This window comes from Microbacterium sp. CPCC 204701, from assembly GCF_004010105.1.
Taxonomy (GTDB): domain Bacteria; phylum Actinomycetota; class Actinomycetes; order Actinomycetales; family Microbacteriaceae; genus Microbacterium.
This window is the reverse complement of the sequence record NZ_RRYE01000015.1, coordinates 1-24,859: the sequence shown is the minus strand read 5'-3', so window position 1 is coordinate 24,859 and position 24,859 is coordinate 1. Positions and strand designations below refer to the sequence as shown.

Sequence of the window (24,859 nt, the reverse complement as noted above, 5' to 3'; positions counted from 1 at the left end):
GCCCACTCGCCGTCGCCGTCGCCGTCGACCCAGCCCACCGGACCGGCGTAGCGGCCGCGGTCGAACGGCTCGAGCCGGCGGATCGCGTCGAGCGCGGCATCCGTCGGCGTCCCGGCCACCGCCGCGGTCGGGTGCAGCGCCGCGACGAGGTCGAGTGACGACGCGTGGTCGGCGATCTCGCCGGCGATGTCGGTGGCGAGGTGCCACAGGTTCGGCAGCTCGAGCGTGAACGGCTCGGCGTCGGCGCGCAGGCCCGTCACGTGCGGGCCGAGCGTGTCGAGCACGCTCTGCACGGCGTAGCGGTGCTCCTCGATGTCTTTCGCGCTGTGCGCGAGGGCTGCGGATGCCTCGACATCGTCGACCGCGTCGGTTCCGCGCGGGATCGTTCCGGCGAGCACACGCGCGGTCACCGCGCCGCCGAAGACCGTCACGAGGGTCTCGGGGCTTGCGCCGATGAGGCCGTCGACGGCGTAGGTCCACGTGTCGGGGTAGTCGTGCGCGAGTGCGCGGACGAGCCGGCGGAGGTCCGCGCCGGCGGGGATCGTGCCCACGAGGTCTCGCGCGAGCACGACCTTGTCGAGCTCGCCGCGGAGGATCGCGTCGACGGCGGCGCGCACCGCCGCCTGGTACCCCGCGGGATCGAGCGCGCCGGGGCCGAGCGTGCCCGACCAGTACGGGCCGTACGGGATGGGCTCAAGAGCGGGCGCCTCGAGGTCTGCGGCGGTCGAGCGGATGCGCGTGACCCACGAGCGGCCCTCGTGCCGGCCTATGACGAGCTGCGGGATCACGAGCCGGCTCGTCGCCGTCGAGCGCGGGTCGAACGCGAGGGTGCCGAACGCGACGAGGCCCGTGCCGGGGAGGTCCACCGGGTCGTCCACCACGGCACCGTCGGCCAGCCCCCGCCACGCGTCGGCGGGTGACGGCATCCGTTCCCGGTCGGTTCCGGGCGGCAGCAGCGGACCGTTCTCGTAGCCGCCGACGGAGCCCACTCCGACGATGCCGTCGCCTCGGCGCAGCCACGCCAGCGGTTCATTCGGAGACGTGTACGCGAGGAGGTCGTCGACAGGCTCGATCTCGCGGGTCTCGACCACCAGCTGAGGCGGGCGGCGCGAAGATGTCACGACTCAAGCCTAGACTCGCGGCGTGACCGACAGCGCCGCCGCAGAGCACCTGCTCCCACGCTCCGACCGTCCTGAAATCGGCAGTGCGCTGCAGTTCCGCTGGCGCAAATGGGACGGCGGTCCGCACTGGGTCAACGACTGCATCTACCTCGGCAGCGACCGGTGGGGCGACTGGGTCGGGCAGCCCGACGGCTGGCGCAACGTGCGTCCAGGGCTGGAGCTGACGGCGGACGGCCCCAACGTCACGCTCCTGCCGCCCAGCGGGGACTTCGCGATGACGATCCACGGCGCGCCCCGGCGGGTGCGCACCTACATCGACATCGCGTGGGACATCCGCTGGGAGCATCGCGAGCCGCGCGGCATCGACATGGACCTCGACGTCGTCAAGGCGATCGACGGCCGGGGGCTGTACATCGACGACCGCGACGAGTGGAACGAGCACCGCGTCGCGTACGGCTACCCGCACGACATCGTCGACAGGCTCGAAGCGCTGGCCGTCGATCTCGAGCGCCGCGTCGCCGCCGCCGAGGCGCCTTTCGACGACGCGACCCCGGATGCCTGGCTCGCGCGGCTGGCCGCGCTCGAGGCGGTCGCACCGCCGCCACCCGTTCACTTTCCTCCCCCCGCGAACGCGCCCGGCCGGGGCTGATCGCCCGCCGCCGCCTAGACTCGGAGCCGTGGCATCCCACCCCTCCGATCATGAGCCGAACCGCGCCGACCTGCGCAAGGACCCGGCGCGCGTGAGCGGCATGTTCGACCAGGTGGCGGCGGGGTACGACCGCACGAACACCGTCCTCAGTCTCGGCAACGACCGTCTCTGGCGGGCAGCCATGACCCGGACCGTGGCCCCGCGGCGCGGACAGCGCATCCTCGACCTCGCCGCCGGCACCGGGGTGTCCAGCGTCGCGCTGGCGCGCAGCGGCGCGTCTGTCGTCGCGGCCGACTTCTCGCCCGGCATGATCGCGGAGGGCAGGCGCAAGCATCGCGGCTTCCCGAATCTGTCGTTCGTCGAAGCCGACGCGACCGCACTGCCGTTCGGCGACGAGAAGTTCGACGCGGTCACGATCTCGTTCGGGCTGCGCAACGTCGTCGAGCCGAAGAAGGCGCTGCGCGAGATGCTGCGGGTGACCGAGCCCGGCGGACGCCTCGTGGTCTGCGAGTTCTCGCATCCGCCGTCGAAGACGTTCAGCGGCCTCTACCGCTTCTACAACGACCGCGTGCTGCCGGTCGTCGCCAAGACCGTGAGCTCCAACGCCGACGCCTACGACTACCTCAACGAGTCGATCCGCGACTGGCCCGACCAGCCCACGCTCGCGGCCTGGATCCGGGAGGCGGGCTGGACCGACGTGGCCTACCGCAACCTCTCGATGGGCATCGTCGCCCTGCACCGAGCGACCAAGCCCGGTGCGGCAACCGGCCCCCGGTAGGCTGGGGACGTGACTCCGACCGCGCCGGGCTCGAATATCGCGGGCAAGCTGGGCCTCAACGACCGCGTCTTCGCGGGGCCGCGCTCGCGCAAGCTCCGGGCGAGCGTCGAGGAGGGCCTCAAGCGCGTCGACAGCGCGCTCGAAAGCGAGCTGCGCGTGACCGATGCGCTGGCCGACGCCACCAGCCGCTACCTCTACGAGGCGGGCGGCAAGCGCGTGCGCCCGATGCTGGCGCTGCTGACGGCGCAGCTCGGCGACGGCATCACCGACGACGTCATCGAAGGAGCCACCGCTCTCGAGATGACCCACCTCGGCTCGCTCTATCACGACGATGTCATGGATGCCGCCGACAAGCGCCGAGGCGTGCCCAGCGCGCATTCCGTGTGGGGCAACAGCGTCGCGATCCTCACCGGTGATCTGCTGTTCTCGCGAGCCAGCCAGATCATGGCGCGCCACGGCGACCGTGCGATCCACCTGCAGGCAGACACGTTCGAGCGCCTCGTGCTCGGGCAGATGCACGAGACGGTCGGCCCGGCCGAGGGTGACGACCCCGCGCAGTTCTACCTCAAGGTGCTGTCCGACAAGACGGGCTCGCTCATCGCGGCGGCGGCGCAGGCCGGCATCATCTTCTCGGGGGCACCGAAGGAGCTCGAGCACCCGATGATGACGTTCGGCGAGAAGGCCGGAGTCGCGTTCCAGCTGCTCGACGACGTCATCGATCTGTCGGCAGACCCCGACGAGACTGGCAAGGTGCCCGGCACCGACCTGCGCGCGGGTGTGCCCACCATGCCCTACCTCGTGCTCGGACAGAGGACGGATGCCGCGTCTCAAGACCTGCACGCCCGGATCGACGACGGCGTAGCGCAGATCGCCGACGGCGCCGACCCTGCGATCCTCGACGAGCCGCTCGCGCGCCTGCGAGAGCATGAGGCCACCGGGGCCACCCGCGATCTCGCGCACGCGTGGTCGCAGGAGGCCATCGATGCCCTCGCACCCCTACCCGACGGACCCGTGCGTGAGGGCCTGACCCGATTCGCGCAGGCCGTCGCCGACCGCTCCAGTTAGTTCCGGTCCCTGAGCCTGTCGAACGGCCGGGGCACCAAATCCCGCAACAAGCTCAGGGACCGACAAGATGTGACGCCGCCCCCGAAAGGATCCACATGACCAAGCTCCGGCTGGCGATCGTCGGCGCAGGACCCGCGGGCATCTACGCCGCCGACATCCTGCTGAAGGCCGAGCGCAAGTTCGACGTCTCGATCGACCTCTTCGAGCAGCTGCCGGCGCCCTACGGCCTCGTCCGGTACGGCGTGGCGCCCGACCACCCGCGCATCAAGGGCATCATCACGGCGCTGCGCGAGGTGCTCGACCGCGGCGACATCCGCCTCTTCGGCAACGTCCGCTTCGGTGAGGACATCACCCTCGAAGACCTCAAGCGCCACTACCACGCGGTGATCTTCGCGACCGGCGCGGTCCGCGATTCCGGCCTCGACATCCCCGGCATCGACGCGATCGGCTCGTACGGCGCGGCGGACTTCGTCAGCTGGTTCGACGGGCACCCTGATGTTCCGCGCGAGTGGCCGCTGGATGCGGCATCCGTCGCCGTCATCGGCAACGGCAACGTCGCGCTCGACATCTCGCGGATGCTGGCCAAGCACGCGGACGACCTCCTGCCGACCGAGATCCCCGACAACGTCTACGAGGGGCTCATCGCGTCGAAGGTGACCGACGTGCACGTGTTCGGCCGCCGCGGACCCGCGAACGTCAAGTTCACGCCGCTCGAGCTGCGCGAGCTCGGCGAGCTTCGCGATGTCGACATGGTCGTGTACGACGAGGATTTCGACTATGACGAGGCCTCGAGAGCCGCGATCGCCAGCAACAAGCAGGTCATGGTGATCGACCGGGTGCTGCAGTCGTGGCGCAAGCGCGACTCCGTCAACAACGCCGGCGGCACGGCGTCGCGACGCCTGCATCTGCACTTCTACGCCAAGCCGATCGAGGTGAAGACGGATGCCGAGGGCCGGGTGTCGGCGTTCGTCTACGAGCGCACGCGTCCCGACGAGGAGGGCGGCGTGATCGGCACCGGCGAGATCCGCGAGGTGCCGATCCAGGCGCTGTACCGCGCGGTCGGATACTTCGGATCCCCGCTCCCGGGCGTGCCGTTCGACAAGCGGCACGGCGTGATCCCCAACCGCGAGGGCCAGGTGCTGAGCACGGACTCGAACCAACGCGTGAACGGGGTGTACGCGACCGGCTGGATCAAGCGCGGCCCGGTCGGCCTCATCGGACACACCAAGTCCGATGCGATGGAGACGATCCGCCACCTCATCAACGACCAAGGCACGTGGTGGCAGCCGGCCGATCCCTCCGAGCAGGCGATTCCCGAGCTGCTGGCCTCTCGCGGCGTCGCCTGGACCGACCTCGAGGGCTGGCACAGGCTCGACGAGCACGAGATGGCGCTCGGCGCGCCGCATGAGCGCGTCCGCATCAAGGTCGTGCCGCGCGGCGAGATGGTGAGCATCTCGCGCGGCGAGTGAACCCGAGCCGCGCTCGCTGAGCCGGAGCCGATCGTTGCGCCGGTCGAAGCGCCCGCGCTTCTCGGATGAGCCCATGGCCGGACGGCTCCTGCAGTGGATTCCCCGACGTGCTGGGGCCGCCGTTCGAGCAGCTGACCCTGCCGCTCGGAGTCGATGACGAGTCGGGGCCTCTGGTCGCGACCCTGGTGCGCAGCATGCCGAATCCCGGTTCTGTCGCACCCGGCTGACAGATGTCCCCCGAAGAGGGGACATCCATGGTTCTACCAATCAGGTTATGCTTCTACACGAGGTGTCCCCAGCACCTCACGGGAAGGCCCTCCCCAAAGTTCCTTCCCAAATCACGTCGTCCGATGCCGTTTGCCGGGGGGTGGACGAGCGATATATCGACGACGACAGGCCCCGGGTGTCCCCAGCACCCGGGGCCTTTGCCTTTCTGTGCGGCAACGAGATGAGCGGATGCCTCGATCGAGGCATCCGCTCTTTCAGGTGACGGCGCTACCGGTAGTTGACGAACTGGAGATCGACGTCGAGGTCGGCGGCCTTCAGCAGTCGCTGCACTTCCTGAAGGTCGTCGCGGGACTTGGACTGCACACGCAGCTCGTCGCCCTGGATCTGCGACTTCACCGACTTCGGGCCCTCGTCGCGGATGATCTTCGAAATCTTCTTCGCGTTCTCAGACGAGATGCCGTCTTTGATCGTCGACGTGATCCGGAACTCCTTGCCGCTGGCGACGGGGTCGCCCGACTCCAGGCTCTTCAGCGAGATGCCGCGCTTGATGAGCTTGGACTGGAAGACGTCGAGCACGGCCTTCGCGCGCTCCTCGGAGTTCGCCTTGATGAGCACAGCCTCGCCGCTCCACTCGATCGAGGCGCCGGTGCCTTTGAAGTCGTAGCGCTGCTCGACCTCCTTGCGGGCCTGGTTGAGCGCGTTGTCGGCCTCCTGGTGGTCGACTTTGCTGACGATGTCGAAGGAGGAATCTGCCATGCGCGGCAGTCTATCCGCGCCGCCCTTCCCTGTGCGGGGACACGAGACCGTGCAAGCGATTCCATGAACGAACTGAAAATCACAGCCGCGTATCGATGCATAGCCGGTGTTGCCAGATTCCGAGGCGTGAGTCAGAATGTAAGCGCTTGCAATCGCAGGCGAGAGTCGAAGCCCGCACTGTCGCGAACCGGCGGCGCGGCCGGACTCACTCAGCACTCCAGAGAGGCACACCACCGATGAAGGTGAACAACAAGGGCTGGCTCGCGCTCGGCGGCATCGCCGTCGCGTCGATCGTGCTCGCCGGATGCGCCGGCGGCGGCACCCCTGAGAACGAAGAGACCGAGGCCGCAGCGACGCTGACCGTGTGGGTCGACGCCGAGCGCGTGGACGCCCTGCAGGGCGCTGCGGACGCGTACGCCGACAAGACCGGAGTCGAGGTCGACCTCGTCGGCAAGGACGTCGCCGACATCAAGGACGACTTCATCCAGCAGGCGCCGACCGGCAAGGGTCCCGACGTGGTCATGGGCGCGCACGACTGGCTCGGCGAGCTGTCGACCAACGGCGTCGTCGCCCCGATCGAGCTCGGCGACACCTCCGCGGACTACCTCCCGGTGGCGCTCCAGGCGTCGACCTACGACGGCACGGTCTACATGCTCCCGTACGCGGTCGAGAACATCGCGATCCTGCGCAACGCCGACCTCATCCCCGAGGCCGCGACGAGCTTCGACGACATGATCGCCAAGGGCCAGGCGGCCGGGCTCACCACGCCGTTCGTGGTCGAGCAGGGCGCCGAGGGCAACCCGTACCACCTGTACCCGTTCCAGACGGCGTTCGGCGCTCCGGTGTTCGGCACCGACGCCGAGGGCAACTACGACCCGGCCAACCTCATGCTGGGCGACCAGGGCGGGTTCGAGTTCGCCACGTGGCTGGGCGCCCAGGGCGCCGCAGGCAACTTCAACACCGACATCGACGGCGACATCGCCAAGACGATGTTCCTCGACGGCGAGGCGGCCTTCTGGCTGACCGGCCCGTGGAACGTCGCCACCGCGACCGAGGGCGGCATCAACGTCGCGATCGACCAGATCCCGAGCCCGTCCAGCGGCGTCGCGTCGCCGTTCGCCGGCGTCAAGGGCTTCTTCGTGAGCTCGGAGTCCGACAACAAGGTCGCCGCGAACGATTTCCTGGTGAACTACCTCGGCACCGAGGACGTCCAGCTCGAGCTCTTCGAGGCCGGCAACATCCTTCCCGCCCTGACCGCTGCGGCTGACTCCGCCGCATCCGACCCGATCATCGCCGGCTTCCAGGCTGTCGGCGCCGACGCGGTGCCGATGCCCGCGATCCCCGCCATGGGCTCGGTGTGGCAGTACTGGGGTGTCGCAGAGGCCGCCATCATCAACGGCGCCGACCCCACTGCCACGTGGCAGAAGCTCGTCGACGACGTGACGGCAGCCGTCGAGTAACACCCGGCGGTCGACGACCGCGACCGCGACCGGGACGGATGCCGAGGCATCCGTCCCGGTCCCGATGATGAGGACGATCCATGACCGACACTGTCCCCGCCGAGACGGCCGAGGCGCCGCCGCAGACCCCGGGCCAGCGCAGCGCGACGCGAATCGCGGAAGCCGCATCGGGCCGGATGCGCTGGCTCGTGCTGAAGATCGCGCTGCTGGCGATCGTCGACGCGGTCGCGCTGTACGCAGTCTTCGTCCTCTTCCTGTACAGCGAGTGGCTGGTCCTCTCGCTGGTGACCGCCGTCACCCTCCTCGTCAACTGGATCTACTTCTCGCGCAAGCGCATCCCCGGCAAATACCTGACGCCGGGCATCATCCTGCTCGTCGTCTTCCAGATCTTCACGCTCGTCTACACCGCCTACATCGGCTTCACCAACTACGGCACAGGGCACAACGGCAGCAAGGACCAGGCCATCGCCTCGCTGATGCGTTCGTCACTGGTCCGAGTCGAAGACTCGCCGACCTATGACGTGAAGGTGGTCGAGCGGTTCGGCGAGCTCGGCCTGCTCGTCACCGACCCGACCGACGACGACGTGTCGCTGGGCACCAACGTCCAGCCTCTCGAACCGGTCGACGCGACGATGGAGGGCGGCAAGGCCGTCGCGGTCGACGGCTGGACATCGCTCACCTTCGCTGACGTGCTCTCTCGCAGCAACGAGATCGAGCAGCTGGCCGTCGCGTACAGCGACGACCCCAACGACGGGGCGATCCGCACGCAGGACGGGCAGAAGGGGTTCCTCTACACCTCGACGCTCGAGTACGACCCGGTCGCCGACACCATGACCGACGCGACGACGGGCACGGTGTACGCCGACAACGGGGACGGTGCGTTCACGTCGGAGGAGGGGGAGCAGCTGCTGCCGGGGTGGCAGGTCTTCGTCGGGTTCGACAACTTCGTGCGGGCCCTCACGGATGCGACCATTCGCGGGCCGCTGCTTGCAGTGACGGCGTGGACCTTCGTCTTCGCCGCGATCTCGGTGGCGTCCACCTTCTTCCTCGGCCTGCTGCTGGCCCTGGTGTTCCAGAACAAGCGGATGCGGTTCAAGAACGGCTACCGGATCATGATGATCCTGCCGTACGCGTTCCCGGCGTTCCTGTCGGCGCTGATCTGGGCCGGCATGATGAACGAGAGCTTCGGGTTCATCAACCAGGTCCTCTTCAACGGCGCGTCCATCCCGTGGCTCACCGACCCCTGGCTGGCCAAGGTGTCGGTGCTGATCGTCAACCTGTGGCTGGGCTTCCCCTACATGTTCCTGGTGTGCATGGGCGCCCTCCAGGGCATTCCCGACGAGGTCAACGAGGCCGGCGTCATGGACGGCGCGAACCCGTGGCAGATCTTCCGGCGCATCAAGCTGCCACTGCTGCTGGTGACCGTCACGCCCCTGCTGATCGCGTCGTTCGCGTTCAACTTCAACAACTTCAACCTCATCTACATGCTCACCGACGGCGGACCGCGTTTCGCCGACGTGTCGCTCCCGGTCGGCCACACCGACATCCTCATCTCGATGGTCTACAAGGTCGCCTTCACCGGGCAGAATCGCGACTACGGACTCGCGTCGGCGTTCACGATCCTGATCTTCATCGTGGTCGCGGTCATCTCGATCGTCAGTTTCCGCAAGACCAAAGCCCTCGAGGAGCTGAACTGACATGACCGAGGCTCGACTCCCTCAGCCAGACGCCTCGACTGCCCAGCGCAGCGCCCTCGCGGTGGCCGCGGGCGGCTCCGCCGAGCAGTTCGAGAGCGCCGTGCCCGGCATGACGCCTTCCTCACGCGCCGAGAAGCCCGTGCGTCGCCGGCCGTTCGGCCGCTGGTTCGCCGACACCGGTTGGCGCCACCTCGTTGCGATCGTCGTGTCGATCTTCGCGATCTTCCCGCTGCTCTACGTGCTCTCGGCGTCGCTGAACCCGCGCGGCACGCTGACCGGCAGCAACCAGCTCTTCTCGCAGGTCGGCTTCGACGCGTACGTGCGCATCCTGACCGACCCCAGCATCCCGTACGCGATGTGGTTCCTGAACACGCTGATCGTGGCGACCGTCACGGGCTTCACGATGGTGTTCATCGGGGCGCTCGCCGCATACGCGTTCTCGCGCATGCGCTTCACAGGTCGCCGCGTGGGCCTGATCACGATCGTCGTCGTGCAGATGTTCCCGCAGCTGCTCGCCGTCGTCGCGATCTTCCTCATGATGAGCTCGATCGGCGACTGGTTCGCGGCGATCGGCCTGAACACCCTGTCCGGCCTCATCCTCATCTATCTGGGTGGTGCGCTGGGCGTGAACACCTACCTCATGTACGGGTTCTTCAACACGATCCCGAAGGAGCTCGACGAGGCCGCCAAGATCGACGGCGCGGGGCACGCGCGCATCTTCTTCACGATCATCCTGCGGCTGGTCGCCCCGATCCTCGCCGTCGTCGGTCTGCTGTCGTTCATCGGCATCGTCAACGAGTTCGTGATCGCCAGCATCATGTTGATCGATCCCGAGAAGCAGACCCTCGTGGTCGGCCTCACGAAGCTGGTGTCGAACCCTCGCTACGCCGACTGGGCGGCATTCTCGGCCGGCGCCGTCATGGCGGCGATCCCGGTGGTGGTGCTCTTCCTGCTCCTGCAGAAGTACATCGTCGGCGGGCTGACGGCGGGCGCGACGAAGGGCTGACGCAGCCGGTATGACGCCCGGTCGCCGGGCCGCGGCATCCGTCTGCCAGGATCGAGGCGAGAACGGCCACCGCCCGTGCGACGAAAGGCCAGAGCATGAGACCCCTTCTTCCTCACCACGACGGCTCGCCGCTGCACGTGTCGGACCTCGCGCCGTCGCTCGGCGACGTCGTCACCGTGCGGCTGCGGGTGCCGGAGGGCTACGGGCCGCTCGCGGCGGTCCGCACGCGCTCCAATCCCGACCACGAGCCGGAATGGACGGATGCCGTGCGTCTCGGCGCGACCGACGGCTGGGAGTGGTGGGAAGCACCGGTCACGGTGCGCAACCCGCGCCACGGCTACCGCTGGCTCCTCGTGCACAGTGCGGAGGGCGCGGGGAACGGCCGTGTGGAGTGGCTCAACCAGACCGGACTGCACACGCTCGAGACGCTGGACGCCGAGGACTTCGCCCTCCTCACCTACTCGCCGCCGCCGGCGTGGCTGACGGATGCCGTGATGTACCAGGTGTTCCCCGACCGCTTCGCGCGCTCGGCGCAGGCCGATACGCACCCGACGCCGGAGTGGGCGATCGCGGCGAGCTGGGACACGCCCGTCGACCCGGTCATGCCGGGCCGCGCGCACCAGTTCTACGGCGGCGACCTCGAGGGCGTCATCGAGAAGCTCGACCACCTGGTGTCGCTGGGCGTGAACCTGCTGTATCTCACCCCGATCTTCCCGGCGGCCTCGAACCATCGCTACGACGCCTCGAGCTTCGACAGCGTCGACCCGCTGCTCGGCGGCGACGACGCCTACATCCGGCTCGTCGAGGCGGCCCATGCCCGCGGCATCCGGGTCATCGGCGACCTCACGAGCAATCACTCCGGCGACAGGCACGAGTGGTTCCGGGCGGCCTTCGGCCACCCCGGTGCGCCCGAGGAGGAGTTCTACTACTTCACCGACGACGCGAACACGCAGTACGAGTCGTGGCTCGGCACTCCGACGCTGCCGAAGTTCAACTGGGCGTCGCAGGAGCTGCGCCGTCGATTCGTCGACGGCCCCGACTCTGTGGTCGCGAAGTGGCTGAAGCCGCCGTTCTCGACCGACGGCTGGCGCATCGATGTCGCCAACATGACCGGCCGTCTCGGTGAGATCGACCTCAACGCCGACGTGCGGCAGCTGCTGCGTCGGACGATGATCGAGATCAACCCCGACACGATCCTGTTGGGCGAGTCCACGAACGACGCGACGAGCGATCTGCAGGGCGACGGCTGGCACGGCGCGATGACGTATCCGTCGTTCACGCGCCCGCTGTGGGGCTGGCTCTCCGAGCCGACGGGCGCGCCCTACCTCACCGCTCACGGCGAGGAGGAGACCGAGCCGTGGTTCTTCACGCAGCCGATCGGCGGCATCCCCCGCTACACCGCGCGCCAGTTCGTCGACGCGGTCGTGCGCTTCACCGGCGGCATCCCGTGGCGCGTGCGGCTCGGCAACATGCAGCCGCTCGACACGCACGACACCGGCCGCTTCGCGACCAATGCGGCGCCCGGCACGATTCCCCTCGCGGTGGGGCTCACGATGACGATGCCGGGACTGCCGGTGGTGTTCGCCGGCGACGAGTTCGGTCTCGAGGGCGCCGACGGCGAGTCGAGCCGCACACCGATCCCGTGGGGCACCGAAACCGAGCCCGACACCGCCGCGCGCATCGCGCTGTACCGCGACCTCATCGCGCTGCGTCACGCCCACTCTGTGCTTGCGACCGGCGGCCTGCGCTGGGTGCATGTCGACGACGACACGGTGGCGTTCGTGCGCGAGTCGTCGGACGAGACCCTGCTCGTGCTGGCGGCGAAGGGCGACGCGGATGCCGAGATCCCGGCATCCGCTCTTCCCGGTGCGGCGGGGGCCGAGGCCCTGTTCGGCGATGCGACGCTGGCGGTCGCCGACGACGGCGCCGTGCTGCTGTCGGCCGACGGCCCTGCGTTCGCGGTGTGGCGCCTCGCCGGGGTCGCAGTGCCCTCGGGCGGCGCGGACGCCTGACCGGAAGACCGGCTCAGCGCGGGCGAGCGACCGCCCAGCGGAAGGCGTTCCGCAGCACGTAGCCACCGTCGGAGGTGCGGAACGGGGCGGCTGCCTCGACGATGACCGAGTGCAGCTCGGCCATCGTCGCGGCGTCCTCGCCCAGCAGGATGCCGCGCACGAGCACGGTTTCGCCGGCCGCGCGCCAGGGGACGTCCACGATGCCCGTTGACAGCACCTCGAGTGAGGCATCCGTCATCGCCTGTTCGAGCCCGCCCGCGGGGCGCAGCGGGCCGTCCGGCAGCTGCTCCTCGTCGAGCGCCGCCGCGACGGCGCGCTCGATGACGTCGATGTCGTTGTGTGCGCCCTCGGCCCAGTTCGCGATCGCGATCCGTCCGCCTGGCGCCAGCACGCGGGCGAACTCGGCGAGGGCGGCAGGGGTGTTACCGGCGAACTGCAGCGCGTTCACGGCCGTGACGACGTCGAACCGCCCCGACTCGAAGGGAAGGCGCTCGGCGTCGGCGAGCACGACGTCGGCGTGGACGGATGCCGCCGCCACCATGTGCGGTGCGGGATCCGCTCCGACCGGCTCCGCGCCGACGCGGCGCAGGCGGGCGAGGAACTCACCGCTGCCGCAGCCGACGTCGAGGACCGCCATGCCGTGGCCGATGGCGCTCGCGGCGATCAGCGCGTCTTGCGCGGGCTCGGCGAACGAGCCCCACAGCTCGGCCCATCCGACCGCCACGTCCGACCAGCCCTGAGCATCCACCCCGTCCACCATGCGGCCACCATAGCCGCGTTCGCACAACGATTCGCTCTCGGCGGATGACACCGGGTCGCTCTGTCGGGCACACTGAGTCCCATGTCAGCGTTGACCACCATCGGGCTGCCCGTGGCCCTCGGAATCATCATGCTCGGCCTCGGCCTGAGCCTCACGATGAGTGACTTCGCCCGCGTCCTCAAGCAGCCGAAGGCGGTGATCGTCGCCCTGCTGTGCCAGCTCGTCCTGCTTCCCGCGATCTGCTTCGGGCTCGTGCTCGCGTTCCAGCTCCCACCCGTGCTGGCAGTCGGCATGATGATGCTCGCCGCGTCACCCGGCGGCACCACGGCAAACCTCTACAGCCACCTGTTCCGCGGCGACGTCGCCCTGAACATCTCGCTCACCGCGGTGAACTCCGTCATCGCGGTGTTCACGCTGCCGATCATCACGAACCTCGCGATCCTGTACTTCGACCCGTTCGACGACCAGCTGGGCCTGCAGTGGGCCAAGACGCTCGAGGTGTTCGCGATCGTGCTGCTGCCGGTCGCCGCCGGCATGGTCGTCCGCCGCTTCTGGCCGCGTTTCGCCAAGGCCATGGACAAGCCGGTGCGCATCGCGTCGGTCATCATCCTCGTCGTCGTGATCGCCGGTGCGGTCGCGCAGAACTGGACGCTGCTGATCGAGAACTTCGGCCGACTGTCGCTCATCACCATCCTGTTCTGCGTGATCAGCCTCACGATCGGCTACCTCGCGCCGCGCCTCATCAAGGTGGGCAGGCGCCAGTCGATCGCGTCGTCGTTCGAGATCGGCATCCACAACGCGACCCTCGCGATCGTGATCGCGCAGACCGTGCTCGGCTCGGTCGAGCTGTCGCTGCCGGCCGCCGTGTACGGCGTGCTGATGTTCTTCATCGCGTTCGGCTTCGGCTTCCTCATCCGCGACCGCTCCGGCGGTGCCGCCGACCCCGCCCGGGGCGCCGAACCGTCTGAAGTGGCCGCGTCAGGGGCAGGCTGACGGCGATGTGCGACGGCTTGCGGGGTGGCGGAGGCATCCGTCGTTCGTAGACTGGGCGGGCGAGGAGGTGCCATGCGCCCGCTGACCGAAGAGGACGTGCGTTCGTCGTTCGTGAACGCGTCGCCCGACGAGCTGCGGCTCGTCACGCTGCCCGCCGATTTCGTGCTCACCGACTGGGACCACCTGGACTTCCTGGCGTGGCGCGACCCGCGAACGCGCGGCCGCGGCTACCTGGTCGCGGAGCTCGACGGCCAACCGACGGGCATCGTGCTGCGCTCCGCCGACGGTGCGTCACGCGCCCGCGCGGCCATGTGCAACCTCTGCCACACCATGCAGCCGGCCGATCAGGTCGTGCTCTTCAACGCCCGCAAGGCCGGCGAGGCCGGAGCCCACGGCGACAGCGTCGGCACGTACATCTGCGCCGACCTGTCGTGCCACGAGATGGTGAGGCTCGCGGCCCCGCTCGCACCGAACGAGGTGCGCGCGAGCGTCGACATGAAGATCGACGGCACGAAGCGGCGCACCGAGGCGTTCGTCGGACGCGTGCTCGAGACCGCCGGGGTGCCGCGATGAGCGTCGTCGTGATCGGCGACGCGCTCATCGACGAGCTGCGCGACGACTCCGGCGTGCGCGAGTTCGTGGGCGGTGCGGCACTCAACGTCGCGGTCGGCCTCACGCGTCTCGGCGTGCGTGCGACTCTGCTCGCGATACTCGGCGACGACGAGCCCGCCTCGCGCGTGCGTCACTACCTCGACGACTACGGCGTGGGCCTGATCGCCACGCCGTCGCTGCACGGCACGGCGCGCGCCGTGAGCACCCGCACCGGCGGCGGCGAGCCGACATATGAGTTCAACGAGGCGGCACAGCGCCGGCGCATCCGATTCGGCGACGCCGAGCGGGCGGCGATGACGGATGCCGATCTCGTGGTCGTGAGCTGCTTCGCGTTCGACGACGCCGAGCAGACCGCCGACCTGGCCGCCGCCGTCGCTGCGGTCGGGGCATCCGTCGCCGTCGACCCCAATCCGCGCACCGGGATGCTGCACGACAAGGCCGAGTTCGTGCGCGGCTTCGAGCGCCTCGCCGCCGGAGCCGCGCTCGTCAAGGTCGGCGAGGACGACGCGGCCCTGCTCTACGGCGAGCGCCTCGACGCACTGCGGGCGCGTCTCATCGATCTCGGGGCCCGCGCCGTGCTTGCGACCGAGGGTGCGGCGGGCGCGACCATCGAGGCCGACGGCACAGTGGTGACCCGGCCCGTCTCGAACCTCCCCGGCCGAGTCGTCGACACCATGGGCGCCGGCGACGCGGCGTTCGCCGCGACCATCGCCGCGCTCGTCACCGACGAGCCGTCGGGGGCGGACTACTGGCGTGCGGTGCTGCAGGCGGCGATGGACGCCGCGGCCGCGACGTGCCGGTTCGAGGGGGCGCTGCTGCGCACCCCGAGTGCGCTCGTCGCGGTCGATCCGGACACCGTCGGCACCTAGTCCGGCTCGATTTTCAACCGCGCGAAAGACAGCGTAGGATTGTGGATCGCGCCTCCGGTCGACTGTACAAGCCGGGCGGGTGCGCACTCGGCGAGTTACCCAAGCGGCCAAAGGGATCTGACTGTAAATCAGCTGTCATCGACTTCGGGGGTTCGAATCCCTCACTCGCCACCACACCTCGCGTTGTTCGAAGTCCTCGGACACCGAGCTCGAAGAATCATGAACACGTAACGACCGCAGAGATCTGCGGTCGTTCTCGTCAGGGCAGGCTTTCGAGGACCGCTGGAGGCTGGTGCGACGACGGCTATGCCGCCACCAGAGGGCCGGACGCCCCTCGCTCCGGCGCGGAGCTGAAGATCTGTCGTCCTGCGAATGAACCTTTCGTGAACGCACGGAGGCAGGGTGCCGTCTGAAGGTCGACCTGTTCGCCTTTTCGCCCGGAATGGTTGCGCCGTTGACATCATGCGACACGGCAACGAACCCGAAATGCGCAACGAAAGCCAGTCGGTGCCGATATCGTTCGATCTGGATTGGCCATTCGGCGCGAACGCGTCCTGCTGAGAAGCTGGCGAATCCTGCGACGGTGGGGTGCTGTCGTAAACGTGGGGGTAGGGAGTCAGCAGTTGCGCATCGGTGAAACTCGTTGGGTTCGAAGCATGCTCGGGGGTTTCGTCGCCCTCCTTCTCGCCGCGTCGACGGTGATCGTCGGGGTGACGCCGGCATCTGCCGCGACGTACACCCTCACGGCGACGCGCGCGAACTCAGGCATCAGCGCGGCGGATGCACCCGCGACCTGTTCGACACAGGGATCGACGGCGACGGCGCACTGTCCCGGGCAAGATGTGAGCCTCTCGGCGGCCGACCAGATCCTCCGCACCGGCGACATCGCGCACGTCCGTTTCGGCTTCGCCTTCGACGGCGCCGATACCGGTGTCGTGCTGCGCTCAACCCTCCCGGAGGCGAACGGCGGGCCGATCGCCATCTGGACGAGCATTCCGCCCGCTTGTGCCTCGGGGTCGACGCGCACGGACAACCTCCGTACCCTCAACTGCCTGATTGCCAATCCGCAAGGGGCGGGGGACGGCTCGGTGACGGCGTTCATCGGTCTGCAGGGTTATGCGTTCGACGGGTACACCTTCACCGTGACCGGCACGATCGAGTCGGCGTCGAGCGCCCCGGTCGCCGCCGCGAGCACGGCGACGTTCACGTCGTCGAGCGCGCCGCTGTGGAACCTTCAGAAGAACTTCATCGCGAACGTCCTCCCGAGCCCGTTCTTCTACCGCGGCCCCGGCGGTGAACCCGGTTTCGCGATCCCGACCTCGTCGCAAGTGGCACCCGGGAAGAATGCAGGAGCGTACTCGCCGCTGCCATCGGGCGTGGCGTGGTCGGAATCGATGTCATCGCCGACGATCGACACCTCGGGGTATCGCCTGCTCAACTGGGGCAACTACGGGCAGGACGGGTGCGGCCCCGACCGCGCCGCGGCGAGTCCCGCCGTTCCCGCGTACACCAGTGTTCCCGTGAGCGTGTCGAACCAGTACAACCCCGTGCCAGGGGCGACTTTCGATTGCACGCAACCTGGCGGACCGGGCACGCCGGTCCAGGTGACGATGAACACCCCACCCGTCATCGCCGGTGGGTTCGACGCCGGGGTCTGGATCATGATGTGGGTACCGCTCGCTGCGGTTCCCGCCGGAACGACGACTGCGCCGACGGTGACGGCGAGCGGGTTCGATCCGGTGGACGTGAACGGCGTCAGCAACTATCTGGACAGCACCGAGCCGACCAACAACAACGCGGCCGCTCACGGGGTCATCATCAATGATGACAATCGCGCGATCGCGAAGCGGCCCATCGCGGATGTCGCGAACCCGTATGCGGCAGCGTTCCCGAACGCCATCGGCACGACGACGCGCGGCGGATCGTTCGTCTCGCTCGTGAGGTTCCAGAACACCGGCACCGTGCTTCAGAACGACGTGCAGGTCTGCGATGTCTTCGACGTGACCACGCAGCGCATCTCGCCGTTCACCGCGAATGCCGCCGTGCCCGCGGACACGTATGTCGTGGCGACGACGCAGGGCCCGATCGGCGACCCCATCACGGCACCGCCGTTCGAGCCTGGGGCCGGGTACAACAACACGAACAACTTCGCGGTGGACCCCGGCTCGTATGTGGTCGAATTCGCGGCGGGCGACCTGGGCGGCGCGACGCCGACCGAGGCGCCCGCGCAGCAGACCGCGCTCGAGGATGCCGGGTGCGGGGATGCGGACACCACGACCGGGTGGCACACCGATCCGAATGATCCGGCCATCGCCGCGTACGCGGCGACGCTGGGCCTTTCCGATCCGTTCGACGTCATCAACCGCGTCCGTGTCACATTCGTGGGCGACGTCATCGAGCCCAACATGGTCGTGGGCGTCAAGTTCCACCTGACCGCTCGCTCGGTCTACCGCGACGCGTCCACGCAGGCCGGCCAGACGATCTACGCGACGACCCGGCTCGGCGATGTCGCAGGGCACGAGTATCCGGAGAGCACCGTCGATCCCTGGACGAAGGCGCCGTACACCGGCCCCGTCATCGCGGGCAGGATCGACGTCGATACCGCGGTCGACGTGCTCAGCGTTACCCCGAGCACCGTGCAGGCGGGGGCACCGGGCCAGAACCGGGCGACCTACACATTGCGGGGCGCTGTCGGGTTCGGTGAGAACGTCGCGACTACGCAGCCGCTCCGCATCGTGTATCACCTGCCCGCTGGCATGCGGTACGTCGGCGGCTCGGCAACCGTGACACCGGAGCACGTGCTGCCGCAGCCGAGTGGCGCGACCGTGATCGTGTGGGACTTCGGCGACATCACCGGAACCACCAACGGCGTCACGCAGACTGACCCGTTCTCGTTCACCGCGGAGGCGGACCCGCTCGCGCCCACCCCGAGCGTCAACTGGAGCACGATGATCGCCGAGTCCGTGTCGCCGACGGGGGAGCAGATCGACACCGACCCCCCTCTCACCGCCTGCGGGACCTTCCCGGAGTTCTCGATCCCGCCCACCTCGAACGTGCCGGTCGAGACGGTCACCCAGATCCCGGCGCCGGCGGACTACGGCGGATGCTTCAGCCAGGGTCGCAACCGTCGATCGGACTATGTCGGCGTGACGATCGGGAATGCCTTCCTCTCACTCGCCTCGTTCAAGGAGGCGCTGTCGACGGTGGTTGAATCGGGGGCGGACGACGGCGTCGCGGGTGCCCAGGTCGGGTGGAACCTGACCTACGCGAACACGACGAGCAACGACTTCCCCGGCGTCGACATCGTAGACGTGCTGCCGTACCCGGGCGACGGGCGCGACCCTGAGTCGGACTTCTCCGGGACGATCGCCTTGACGGGTCTGACGTCCACCGACGCCCTCTCGGGCACCCCCAACGAGCTCCCCGTCTCGGAGGCCTTCCAGCCGCCGCGCAACGGCACGACCTTCTACGTCACCGACCGCGTGCCGACCGACATCGAGCGCGACCCGTACGCGGCGAGCAACCTGCAAGGCGGGGCGACTGTCTGGTGCGTCCTCGCCGACCTCGGCGACCCCGGATGCCCGGCGACTCTCGCCGACGCGACTGCGGTGCGCGTCATCTCGGGGCTCCTCCGCACCGGCGAAGAGGAGACGGTCCGCCTCGGATTCGCGACCGACGGCGCCGAAGCCGGCCAGCGCATGACCAACACCGCGGTCGCGCGGGTCATCACCGTCATCACGCCGGTGGAGATTTCCGGCGACGCCGTCGAGTTCGCCGCGTCGAGCATCTCCGGCACGGTCTGGGAAGACGCGAACGCCGACGGCACGATCGGCGGCGGCGAGAGCGTCCGGTTGGCGGGCGTCACGGTGACGCTCACCGGCACCGCCACCGCGAGCGGCGAGGTCGTGAACCGGTCGGCCGTCACCGATGCGGACGGCGCCTACACCATTCCGGGGCTCCCGGCCGGCACGTTCACGGTGACGGTCGACCAGGCGAGCGCCCGCGCGGTCGACGCCGCCTATGCACTGACGGCGGACCCGGACGGAACCACCGCGCCTGACGGCTCGTTCGAGGTCACGCTGCCGCTCGGCACCGACGTCACCGCCCGAGACTTCGGTTTCGCCACCTCCTCTCTCGCGGGAACCGTGTTCGGCGACCGGGACAACGACGGTGCGATCGACGCGGATGAGGACGGCGTCGGCGGTGTCGAGGTCACCCTCACCGGCACCGACGACCTCGGTCAGGCCGTCTCCGTGACCACGACCACATCGGGCACCGGCGCCTACTCCTTCCCGGGTATCCGTCCGGGCGACTACCAACTCGCGATCGCGCCGCCGCCGGGCACGCTCGGCGGGCGCAACGTGGTCGGTTCCGCAGGTGGCACGGCCGGGGATGTCGGAAGCAACGCCATCACGGCCATCCCGCTCGCCGCCGGCGAGAACGGTGTGGGCTACCTCTTCGGCCTGTTCGAGCCCGAGGTGATCGAGGGCATCGTCTTCGAGGACCTCGACGGCGACGGCACCCAGGATCCGGGCGAGCCCGGGATCCCCGGCGTGACGATCACCCTCAGCGGTGACGCCGACCTCACCACCACGACGCTCGGCGACGGACGCTTCGTGTTCGCCGGACTCGCCCCGGGCACCTACGAGATCACCGAGACGCAGCCGACCGGATACCTGGACGGCACCACCGCGACGAACGGCTCCGAGGGCTCGGTCTCAGGGGACACCATCACGGGGATCGCGGTCGGTCCTACCGCGGACACGGACGGGTACACGTTCGCCGAGCTCCCGCCGGCAAGCCTCACCGGCATCGTCTTTCACGATGTCAACGCGAACGGCGTCCAGGATGCGGGCGAGCCTGGGATCCCTGGAGCGGAGGTCACGCTCTCCGGGGCAGCCGACGTGGGTCCGGTGGTGACGGATGCCGACGGCGCATACTCCTTCGGGATGCTGCGGCCGGGCACGTACACGGTGACCGCGACCGAGGCGCCAGGCTATGTCGACGGCCTCGAGACCGCGGGCTCGGCAGGCGGTACGGTCGACAACACCTCCGCCGCATCCGGCGACATCACCGGGATCGACCTGACCGTCGGCCAGGCTGCCACCGCATACCTGTTCGGCGACTTCGAAAGCTCCAGCATTGCCGGGGTCGTGTACGAGGACACCGACGGTGACGGCGCGCGGGCTCCGGGCGAGCCGGGCATCGACGGCGTGGCCGTGACCCTCACCGGTACGGATGCCTTCGGTGCCGCCGTGAACCTGACCACAGCGACAGTCGCCGGCGACTACAGCTTCCCCGTGCTCCCCGGCACGTACACGATCACCGAGACGCAGCCGGTGGACTACTTCGACGGCAGCGACAGCGCCGGATCCGCAGGCGGTACGGTCGGAGACGACGTCGTGTCGGGCATCGTCATGCAATCGGGAGTCGCGGCGACCGGCTATCTCTTCGGCGAGCGGGCCCCCGTCTCTCTCAGCGGCCTCGTGTTCGAGGATCTCGACGGGGACGCGGTGCACGACGCGGCTGAGGACGGAGTCGCCGGTGTCACCCTCACTCTCCGCGACATGACGGACGCGACCGTCGGGACGACCGTCACCGCCGCGGACGGCACGTGGTCGTTCGAGGGCATCGCGCCTGGCACCTACTCCGTCGTAGAGGAGGGGCAGCCGCTCGCCGGCTTCATCGACGGGGCGAGTATCGCCGGCACAGCGGGCGGAACCGCCGCCGCCAACCGCATCGACGATGTCGTGCTCACCGCCTCGGCTGACGGCTATCTCTTCGCCGAGATCCCGCTGTCGATCATCCGTGGCATCGTCTGGCACGACGCGAACGACGACGGCGTGCAGGATGCGGGTGAAGCGCCGATCGCCGGCGTGGAGATCGCGTTGAGCGGCTCCCAGAACCGGACGACGGTCACCGCGGCGGACGGCTCCTTCGTCTTCGGCGGCCTGGAGCCCGGCACCTACACGATCACGGAAGAGGACCTCGACAACTGGTCCGACGGGGCGACCGTGACCGGCGCCGCAGGAGGGACCGCGGCGACGAACGCCGTGACGGGCATCGTGCTCGGTGCTGGACAGGACGCCTCCGGCTACGGCTTCGGCGAGCGTGCCGCCGATCTGCAGATCGTCGTGGCGACCCAGACGCTCGACGCGCAGACGGCACCCGGCCCCTACGTCGCGGTCGGCGATCCGGTGCGCTGGACCTACCGGGTCATCAACAACGGCGACACGGAACTCGACGAGATCCTCGTGACGGACAGCGTCGCCGGGACGGTCACGTGTCCCGCGACCGTCCTCGCCCCGCACAGCGAGTTCGTCTGCGTCCTCGACGGAACCGCCGTGGCCGGACAGTACGAGAACCTCGGCACGGTGGCGGCTCGAGTCGTTCCCCGCGACAGCGGAGGGCCGACGGTACTGGCCGTCACGGAACGCACGGCGTCCGACGTCTCGCACTACTTCGGCGCCGAGCTCTCCGCCGAGATCGTCGCGACGGTCGACGGCGAGGATGCCGGGAACGCCCCTGGGCCGGTCTTCCCGAACGGCACGGAGCTGACCCTCCGAGTCGTGATCCGCAACGCGGGCAACGTTCCGCTCACGATGGACTCGCTCGACAGGGGTTCGCTGGGTGCGCTCGACTGCGGCTCGATGGTGACACTGGCCCCCGAGGACTCGGTGACGTGTGAACTCACCTGGACACCGTCCGCGGGCAACTACGCCTTCCCGATCATGGCGCTCCTGAATGGACCGCCCACGACCGATGTCGCCGGGCAGACGACCGACGCTCCGGTGGAGCCTGCGTCCACGGTGTTCTTCCAGGTGCTCGAACCAGGACTCACCCCGCCCAGCGCCGTCGCCGACACCGGCGCCACCCTGGACCCGCGGATTCTCGTCGTCAGCGTGGCGATGCTCCTCGCGGGCTCGGGTCTCCTGATCGCCGCACGCCTCAGGAGGCGACCGACCTGGACCTGACCCCCTATGCCCCGTCGCTGCGGGAGCGCAGCGACGGGGCGCAGCGAGCAGCGGGATTCGCGCGATGGGCGCGATGCGCGGGTTCCGTCGATCGCCGTGCCCCGTCTCGCGCTCACTCATCGACGACGCGGGGGAGCGTACCGCCGGCATCACCGTTCTGATCGAAGACCACCAGCGTGTCGCCGCGGACGACCGCGGTTGCCGGTCGCAGCCACGCCTCGTGGCCCGGGCATGCCACCAGGGTCATCAGGACGTCGTCGAACTGCACCACTCCCTGCTCGACCTCCCACGTCCCGCCCATGGAATTGCAGCCGTCGTGGGCGCCCATCGTCCCATCGGGGAGGATGGTGATGTAGGCGCTGCGGTCGGCGATCTCGCCCCATTGGCCGACCGGGTCGCCGCCGTGAAGGGCGGGCGCGCCCGGTCCGATGACTCCGCGTCCGGGCGCGCAAGCGGTGAGCAGGAGGCTGAGGGCCCCCGCGAGCGCGGCCGGGACTGTCCAGGTGCGACGACGGGGCATGGGCACATGATGGCACGGCACCCTGACGCACGCCCGGGATCGGGCGCGGCTAGTCTGGGCCGATGATGTGGAGCGCGACCGGCACCCTGACCGCACACCCGGCGACGCAGCATCCGGAACTCGTCGCAGCTCCCGTCTCCAAGGTCTTGCAGCGGCTCACTCACGAACTCGCCGTGACGATCGGCGTGGCCGAGATCGACCCGGCCCTCGCCGACACGGCGGCGTTCTGCGAGCGCTACGACGTGGCGCCGGATGCCTCGGCCAATTGCGTGATCGTGAAGGGCAGGCGCGGCGGCGACGTGCGGTTCGCGGCGTGCCTGGTGCTCGCGACCACGCGCGCCGACGTCAACGGCGTGGTCCGCCGGCGCCTGGACGTGCGCAGCGCCTCGTTCGCCCCGATGGACGAGGCGGTCGCGCTCACCGGGATGGAGTACGGCGGGATCACTCCGGTCGGGCTCCCCGACGGATGGCCGATCCTCGTGGACCCCGCGGTGGCCCAGGCGCCCGAGGTCGTCATCGGCGGGGGAGTGCGGGGCAGCAAGCTCTTCCTCCCGGGTGAGACGCTGCTCGAGCTGCCGGGAGCCGAGGTCGTCGAGGGACTCGGGCGCGCCCTGGGCTGAGGCATCCGGCGCCTTCGTCAGCCCGCGATCGGGCCGTCGACCAGCTCGCCGGCATCGAGGCGGATCACCCGGCCGGCCACGGCGATCAGGCTTTCGTCGTGCGTGACGCAGACGACTGCCACACCGCGGCGGACCTCGCTCTGGATCGCCGAGCGCATGCGTGCGGCGCTATCGGCGTCGAGCGCCGTGGTCGGCTCGTCGAGCAGAAGCAGCTCCGCGCCGCGGGCGAGGCCCTGCGCGAGGAGCGTGCGCTGCCGCTGACCCCCTGAGAGCTCGCCGAACGGGCGTCGCTGCAGTGCCGTCAGGTCGAGGTCCTCGAGGGCGCGGTCGACGGCGCCCCGCGCGATCGCATCCACGCGACGCCACGGACCGAGGCGCCCCCATGCGCCCACCGTCACGACATCCCGCACGGTCACGGGCAGCCTCTCGGCAACCGCGACGCGCTGGGGGACGAAACTCGAGGACTGCGCCGAGACCACGACTCGGCCCGCGGTGGGCAGACGCGTGCCCGCGAGCACTTCGAGGAGCGTGGACTTCCCGGCGCCATTCGGGCCCGCGATCACCGTGAGCTGCGCTCGCGAGACCACGGCGTCGACGTGACGGAGCACGTCGCGCCCGCCGAGCTCGACGTGGATGCCGTCGACCTCGGCGATCTGCGCGGAGTGGATCGCGGTGGTCACAGGCATCAGCCTATCGAGTTTGAGAATCGTTATCAATAACGCTACCGTCGTCCCTCGTGACCTGGATCGTCGAACCCTTCTCGCTGGACTTCGTGCAGCGCGCCCTCGTCGGCGGCGCGCTCGTCGCCGTGCTGTGCGGGGTCGTCGGTACGTGGGTGGTCGTCCGCGGCATGGCCTTCCTCGGCGAAGCCCTCGCGCACGGGATGCTTCCCGGAGTGGCGCTCGCGACGGTGCTCGGCTTCCCGGTCGTGCTCGGCGCGACCGTCAGCGCCATCGCCATGAGCCTCGGGATCGGGGCGCTGCAGCGCCGAGGCGGCCTGTCGTACGACACGAGCATCGGGATGCTCTTCGTCGCGATGCTCGCGCTCGGCATCATTGTGATCTCGCATTCGGGCAGTTTCGCGACGGATGCCACGGCCATCCTCTTCGGCGACATCCTGGCGATCTCCGCCCCCGATCTCGTGGGCCTCGCGCTCGCGACCGCCGCCGGTCTCGTCCTCGCGGCCGCAGCCCGCCGCCCTCTGGTCGCGCTGGCGATCGACCCCCGCACGGCGGCGGTGCTGGGGCTCGCGCCCCGAGCGGCACAGGCG

General features: G+C 69.4%; 20 protein-coding genes and 1 tRNA gene. 16 read left to right on the top strand and 5 right to left on the bottom strand.

The window, feature by feature from the left end:
• On the bottom strand, positions 1-1,121 hold a 1,121-nt coding region (locus EIO58_RS02750), incomplete at its 3' end, for an isochorismate synthase (protein WP_240658536.1).
• Between the two features lie 22 nt (positions 1,122-1,143).
• Here EIO58_RS02750 and EIO58_RS02745 point away from each other — a divergent pair.
• The 5 genes from EIO58_RS02745 to EIO58_RS18625 all read left to right on the top strand — a co-directional run bounded on the left by EIO58_RS02745 (position 1,144) and on the right by EIO58_RS18625 (position 5,309).
• Positions 1,144-1,770, top strand: coding sequence for a DUF402 domain-containing protein (locus tag EIO58_RS02745; RefSeq protein ID WP_240658535.1), 627 nt, complete (start codon positions 1,144-1,146; stop codon positions 1,768-1,770).
• Positions 1,771-1,798: 28 nt separating this feature from the next.
• Positions 1,799-2,548, top strand: a complete 750-nt coding sequence (locus tag EIO58_RS02740) for a demethylmenaquinone methyltransferase (RefSeq protein WP_274543183.1) — start codon at positions 1,799-1,801, stop codon at positions 2,546-2,548.
• A 9-nt stretch (positions 2,549-2,557) separates the two neighbouring features.
• Positions 2,558-3,613, top strand: coding sequence for a polyprenyl synthetase family protein (locus EIO58_RS02735; protein WP_127818163.1), 1,056 nt, complete (start codon positions 2,558-2,560; stop codon positions 3,611-3,613).
• A gap of 95 nt (positions 3,614-3,708) precedes the next feature.
• Positions 3,709-5,082 carry an FAD-dependent oxidoreductase gene (locus tag EIO58_RS02730; protein WP_127818162.1) on the top strand — a complete coding sequence of 458 codons (1,374 nt, stop codon included), beginning with the start codon at positions 3,709-3,711 and terminating at the stop codon, positions 5,080-5,082.
• A gap of 65 nt (positions 5,083-5,147) precedes the next feature.
• Positions 5,148-5,309, top strand: a complete 162-nt coding sequence (locus EIO58_RS18625; protein ID WP_164861505.1) for a hypothetical protein — start codon at positions 5,148-5,150, stop codon at positions 5,307-5,309.
• Between the two features lie 268 nt (positions 5,310-5,577).
• Here EIO58_RS18625 and EIO58_RS02725 read toward each other — a convergent pair whose 3' ends face one another.
• Positions 5,578-6,066, bottom strand: coding sequence for a YajQ family cyclic di-GMP-binding protein (locus EIO58_RS02725; protein ID WP_127818161.1), 489 nt, complete (start codon positions 6,064-6,066; stop codon positions 5,578-5,580).
• 236 nt (positions 6,067-6,302) lie between these two features.
• Between EIO58_RS02725 and EIO58_RS02720 the strand changes: the two genes are divergently transcribed.
• From EIO58_RS02720 to EIO58_RS02705, 4 genes are all read left to right on the top strand, one after another.
• On the top strand, positions 6,303-7,526 hold the full coding sequence (locus EIO58_RS02720) for a sugar ABC transporter substrate-binding protein (protein WP_127818160.1): 1,224 nt from the start codon (positions 6,303-6,305) through the stop codon (positions 7,524-7,526).
• Between the two features lie 80 nt (positions 7,527-7,606).
• A complete protein-coding gene (locus EIO58_RS02715; RefSeq protein WP_127818159.1) occupies positions 7,607-9,223 on the top strand; it encodes an ABC transporter permease subunit in 1,617 nt (538 codons plus the stop codon).
• 109 nt (positions 9,224-9,332) lie between these two features.
• A complete protein-coding gene (locus tag EIO58_RS02710; protein WP_127818165.1) occupies positions 9,333-10,229 on the top strand; it encodes a sugar ABC transporter permease in 897 nt (298 codons plus the stop codon).
• Between the two features lie 95 nt (positions 10,230-10,324).
• The gene (locus tag EIO58_RS02705) at positions 10,325-12,241 is read left to right on the top strand and encodes an alpha-amylase family glycosyl hydrolase (RefSeq protein WP_127818158.1); all 1,917 of its coding nucleotides are present in this window, start codon (positions 10,325-10,327) and stop codon (positions 12,239-12,241) included.
• 13 nt (positions 12,242-12,254) lie between these two features.
• On the opposite strand, the gene EIO58_RS02700 is transcribed toward EIO58_RS02705, so the two are convergent.
• Positions 12,255-13,001 (bottom strand): class I SAM-dependent methyltransferase, encoded by a 747-nt coding sequence (locus EIO58_RS02700; RefSeq protein WP_127818157.1) that lies wholly within the window; start codon positions 12,999-13,001, stop codon positions 12,255-12,257.
• An 81-nt stretch (positions 13,002-13,082) separates the two neighbouring features.
• Here EIO58_RS02700 and EIO58_RS02695 point away from each other — a divergent pair, with 81 nt between their 5' ends.
• The 5 genes from EIO58_RS02695 to EIO58_RS02675 all read left to right on the top strand — a co-directional run bounded on the left by EIO58_RS02695 (position 13,083) and on the right by EIO58_RS02675 (position 22,449).
• Entirely contained in the window at positions 13,083-13,994 is a 912-nt protein-coding gene (locus tag EIO58_RS02695; protein ID WP_127818156.1) for a bile acid:sodium symporter family protein, read from the top strand.
• A gap of 72 nt (positions 13,995-14,066) precedes the next feature.
• The gene (locus EIO58_RS02690) at positions 14,067-14,567 is read left to right on the top strand and encodes an FBP domain-containing protein (protein WP_127818155.1); all 501 of its coding nucleotides are present in this window, start codon (positions 14,067-14,069) and stop codon (positions 14,565-14,567) included.
• On the top strand, positions 14,564-15,475 hold the full coding sequence (locus tag EIO58_RS02685; RefSeq protein ID WP_127818154.1) for a PfkB family carbohydrate kinase: 912 nt from the start codon (positions 14,564-14,566) through the stop codon (positions 15,473-15,475). Before EIO58_RS02690 ends, EIO58_RS02685 begins: the two co-directional genes overlap by 4 nt.
• An 89-nt stretch (positions 15,476-15,564) precedes the next feature.
• Positions 15,565-15,649, top strand: a tRNA-Tyr gene (locus tag EIO58_RS02680).
• 482 nt (positions 15,650-16,131) lie between these two features.
• Positions 16,132-22,449: an SdrD B-like domain-containing protein gene (locus tag EIO58_RS02675; RefSeq protein WP_127818153.1), complete on the top strand. Its 6,318-nt coding sequence runs from the start codon at positions 16,132-16,134 to the stop codon at positions 22,447-22,449.
• A 112-nt stretch (positions 22,450-22,561) separates the two neighbouring features.
• On the opposite strand, the gene EIO58_RS02670 is transcribed toward EIO58_RS02675, so the two are convergent.
• Positions 22,562-22,969: an META domain-containing protein gene (locus tag EIO58_RS02670; RefSeq protein ID WP_127818152.1), complete on the bottom strand. Its 408-nt coding sequence runs from the start codon at positions 22,967-22,969 to the stop codon at positions 22,562-22,564.
• Between the two features lie 62 nt (positions 22,970-23,031).
• Here EIO58_RS02670 and EIO58_RS02665 point away from each other — a divergent pair, with 62 nt between their 5' ends.
• Positions 23,032-23,589 (top strand): YbaK/EbsC family protein, encoded by a 558-nt coding sequence (locus tag EIO58_RS02665; RefSeq protein WP_127818151.1) that lies wholly within the window; start codon positions 23,032-23,034, stop codon positions 23,587-23,589.
• A 17-nt stretch (positions 23,590-23,606) separates the two neighbouring features.
• Here the strand turns inward: EIO58_RS02665 and aztA are convergent, their stop codons facing one another.
• On the bottom strand, positions 23,607-24,275 hold the full coding sequence (gene aztA, locus EIO58_RS02660) for a zinc ABC transporter ATP-binding protein AztA (protein WP_127818150.1): 669 nt from the start codon (positions 24,273-24,275) through the stop codon (positions 23,607-23,609).
• A 50-nt stretch (positions 24,276-24,325) separates the two neighbouring features.
• Between aztA and EIO58_RS02655 the strand changes: the two genes are divergently transcribed.
• The coding region (locus tag EIO58_RS02655; RefSeq protein WP_164861506.1) for a metal ABC transporter permease at positions 24,326-24,859 on the top strand (534 nt) is incomplete at its 3' end.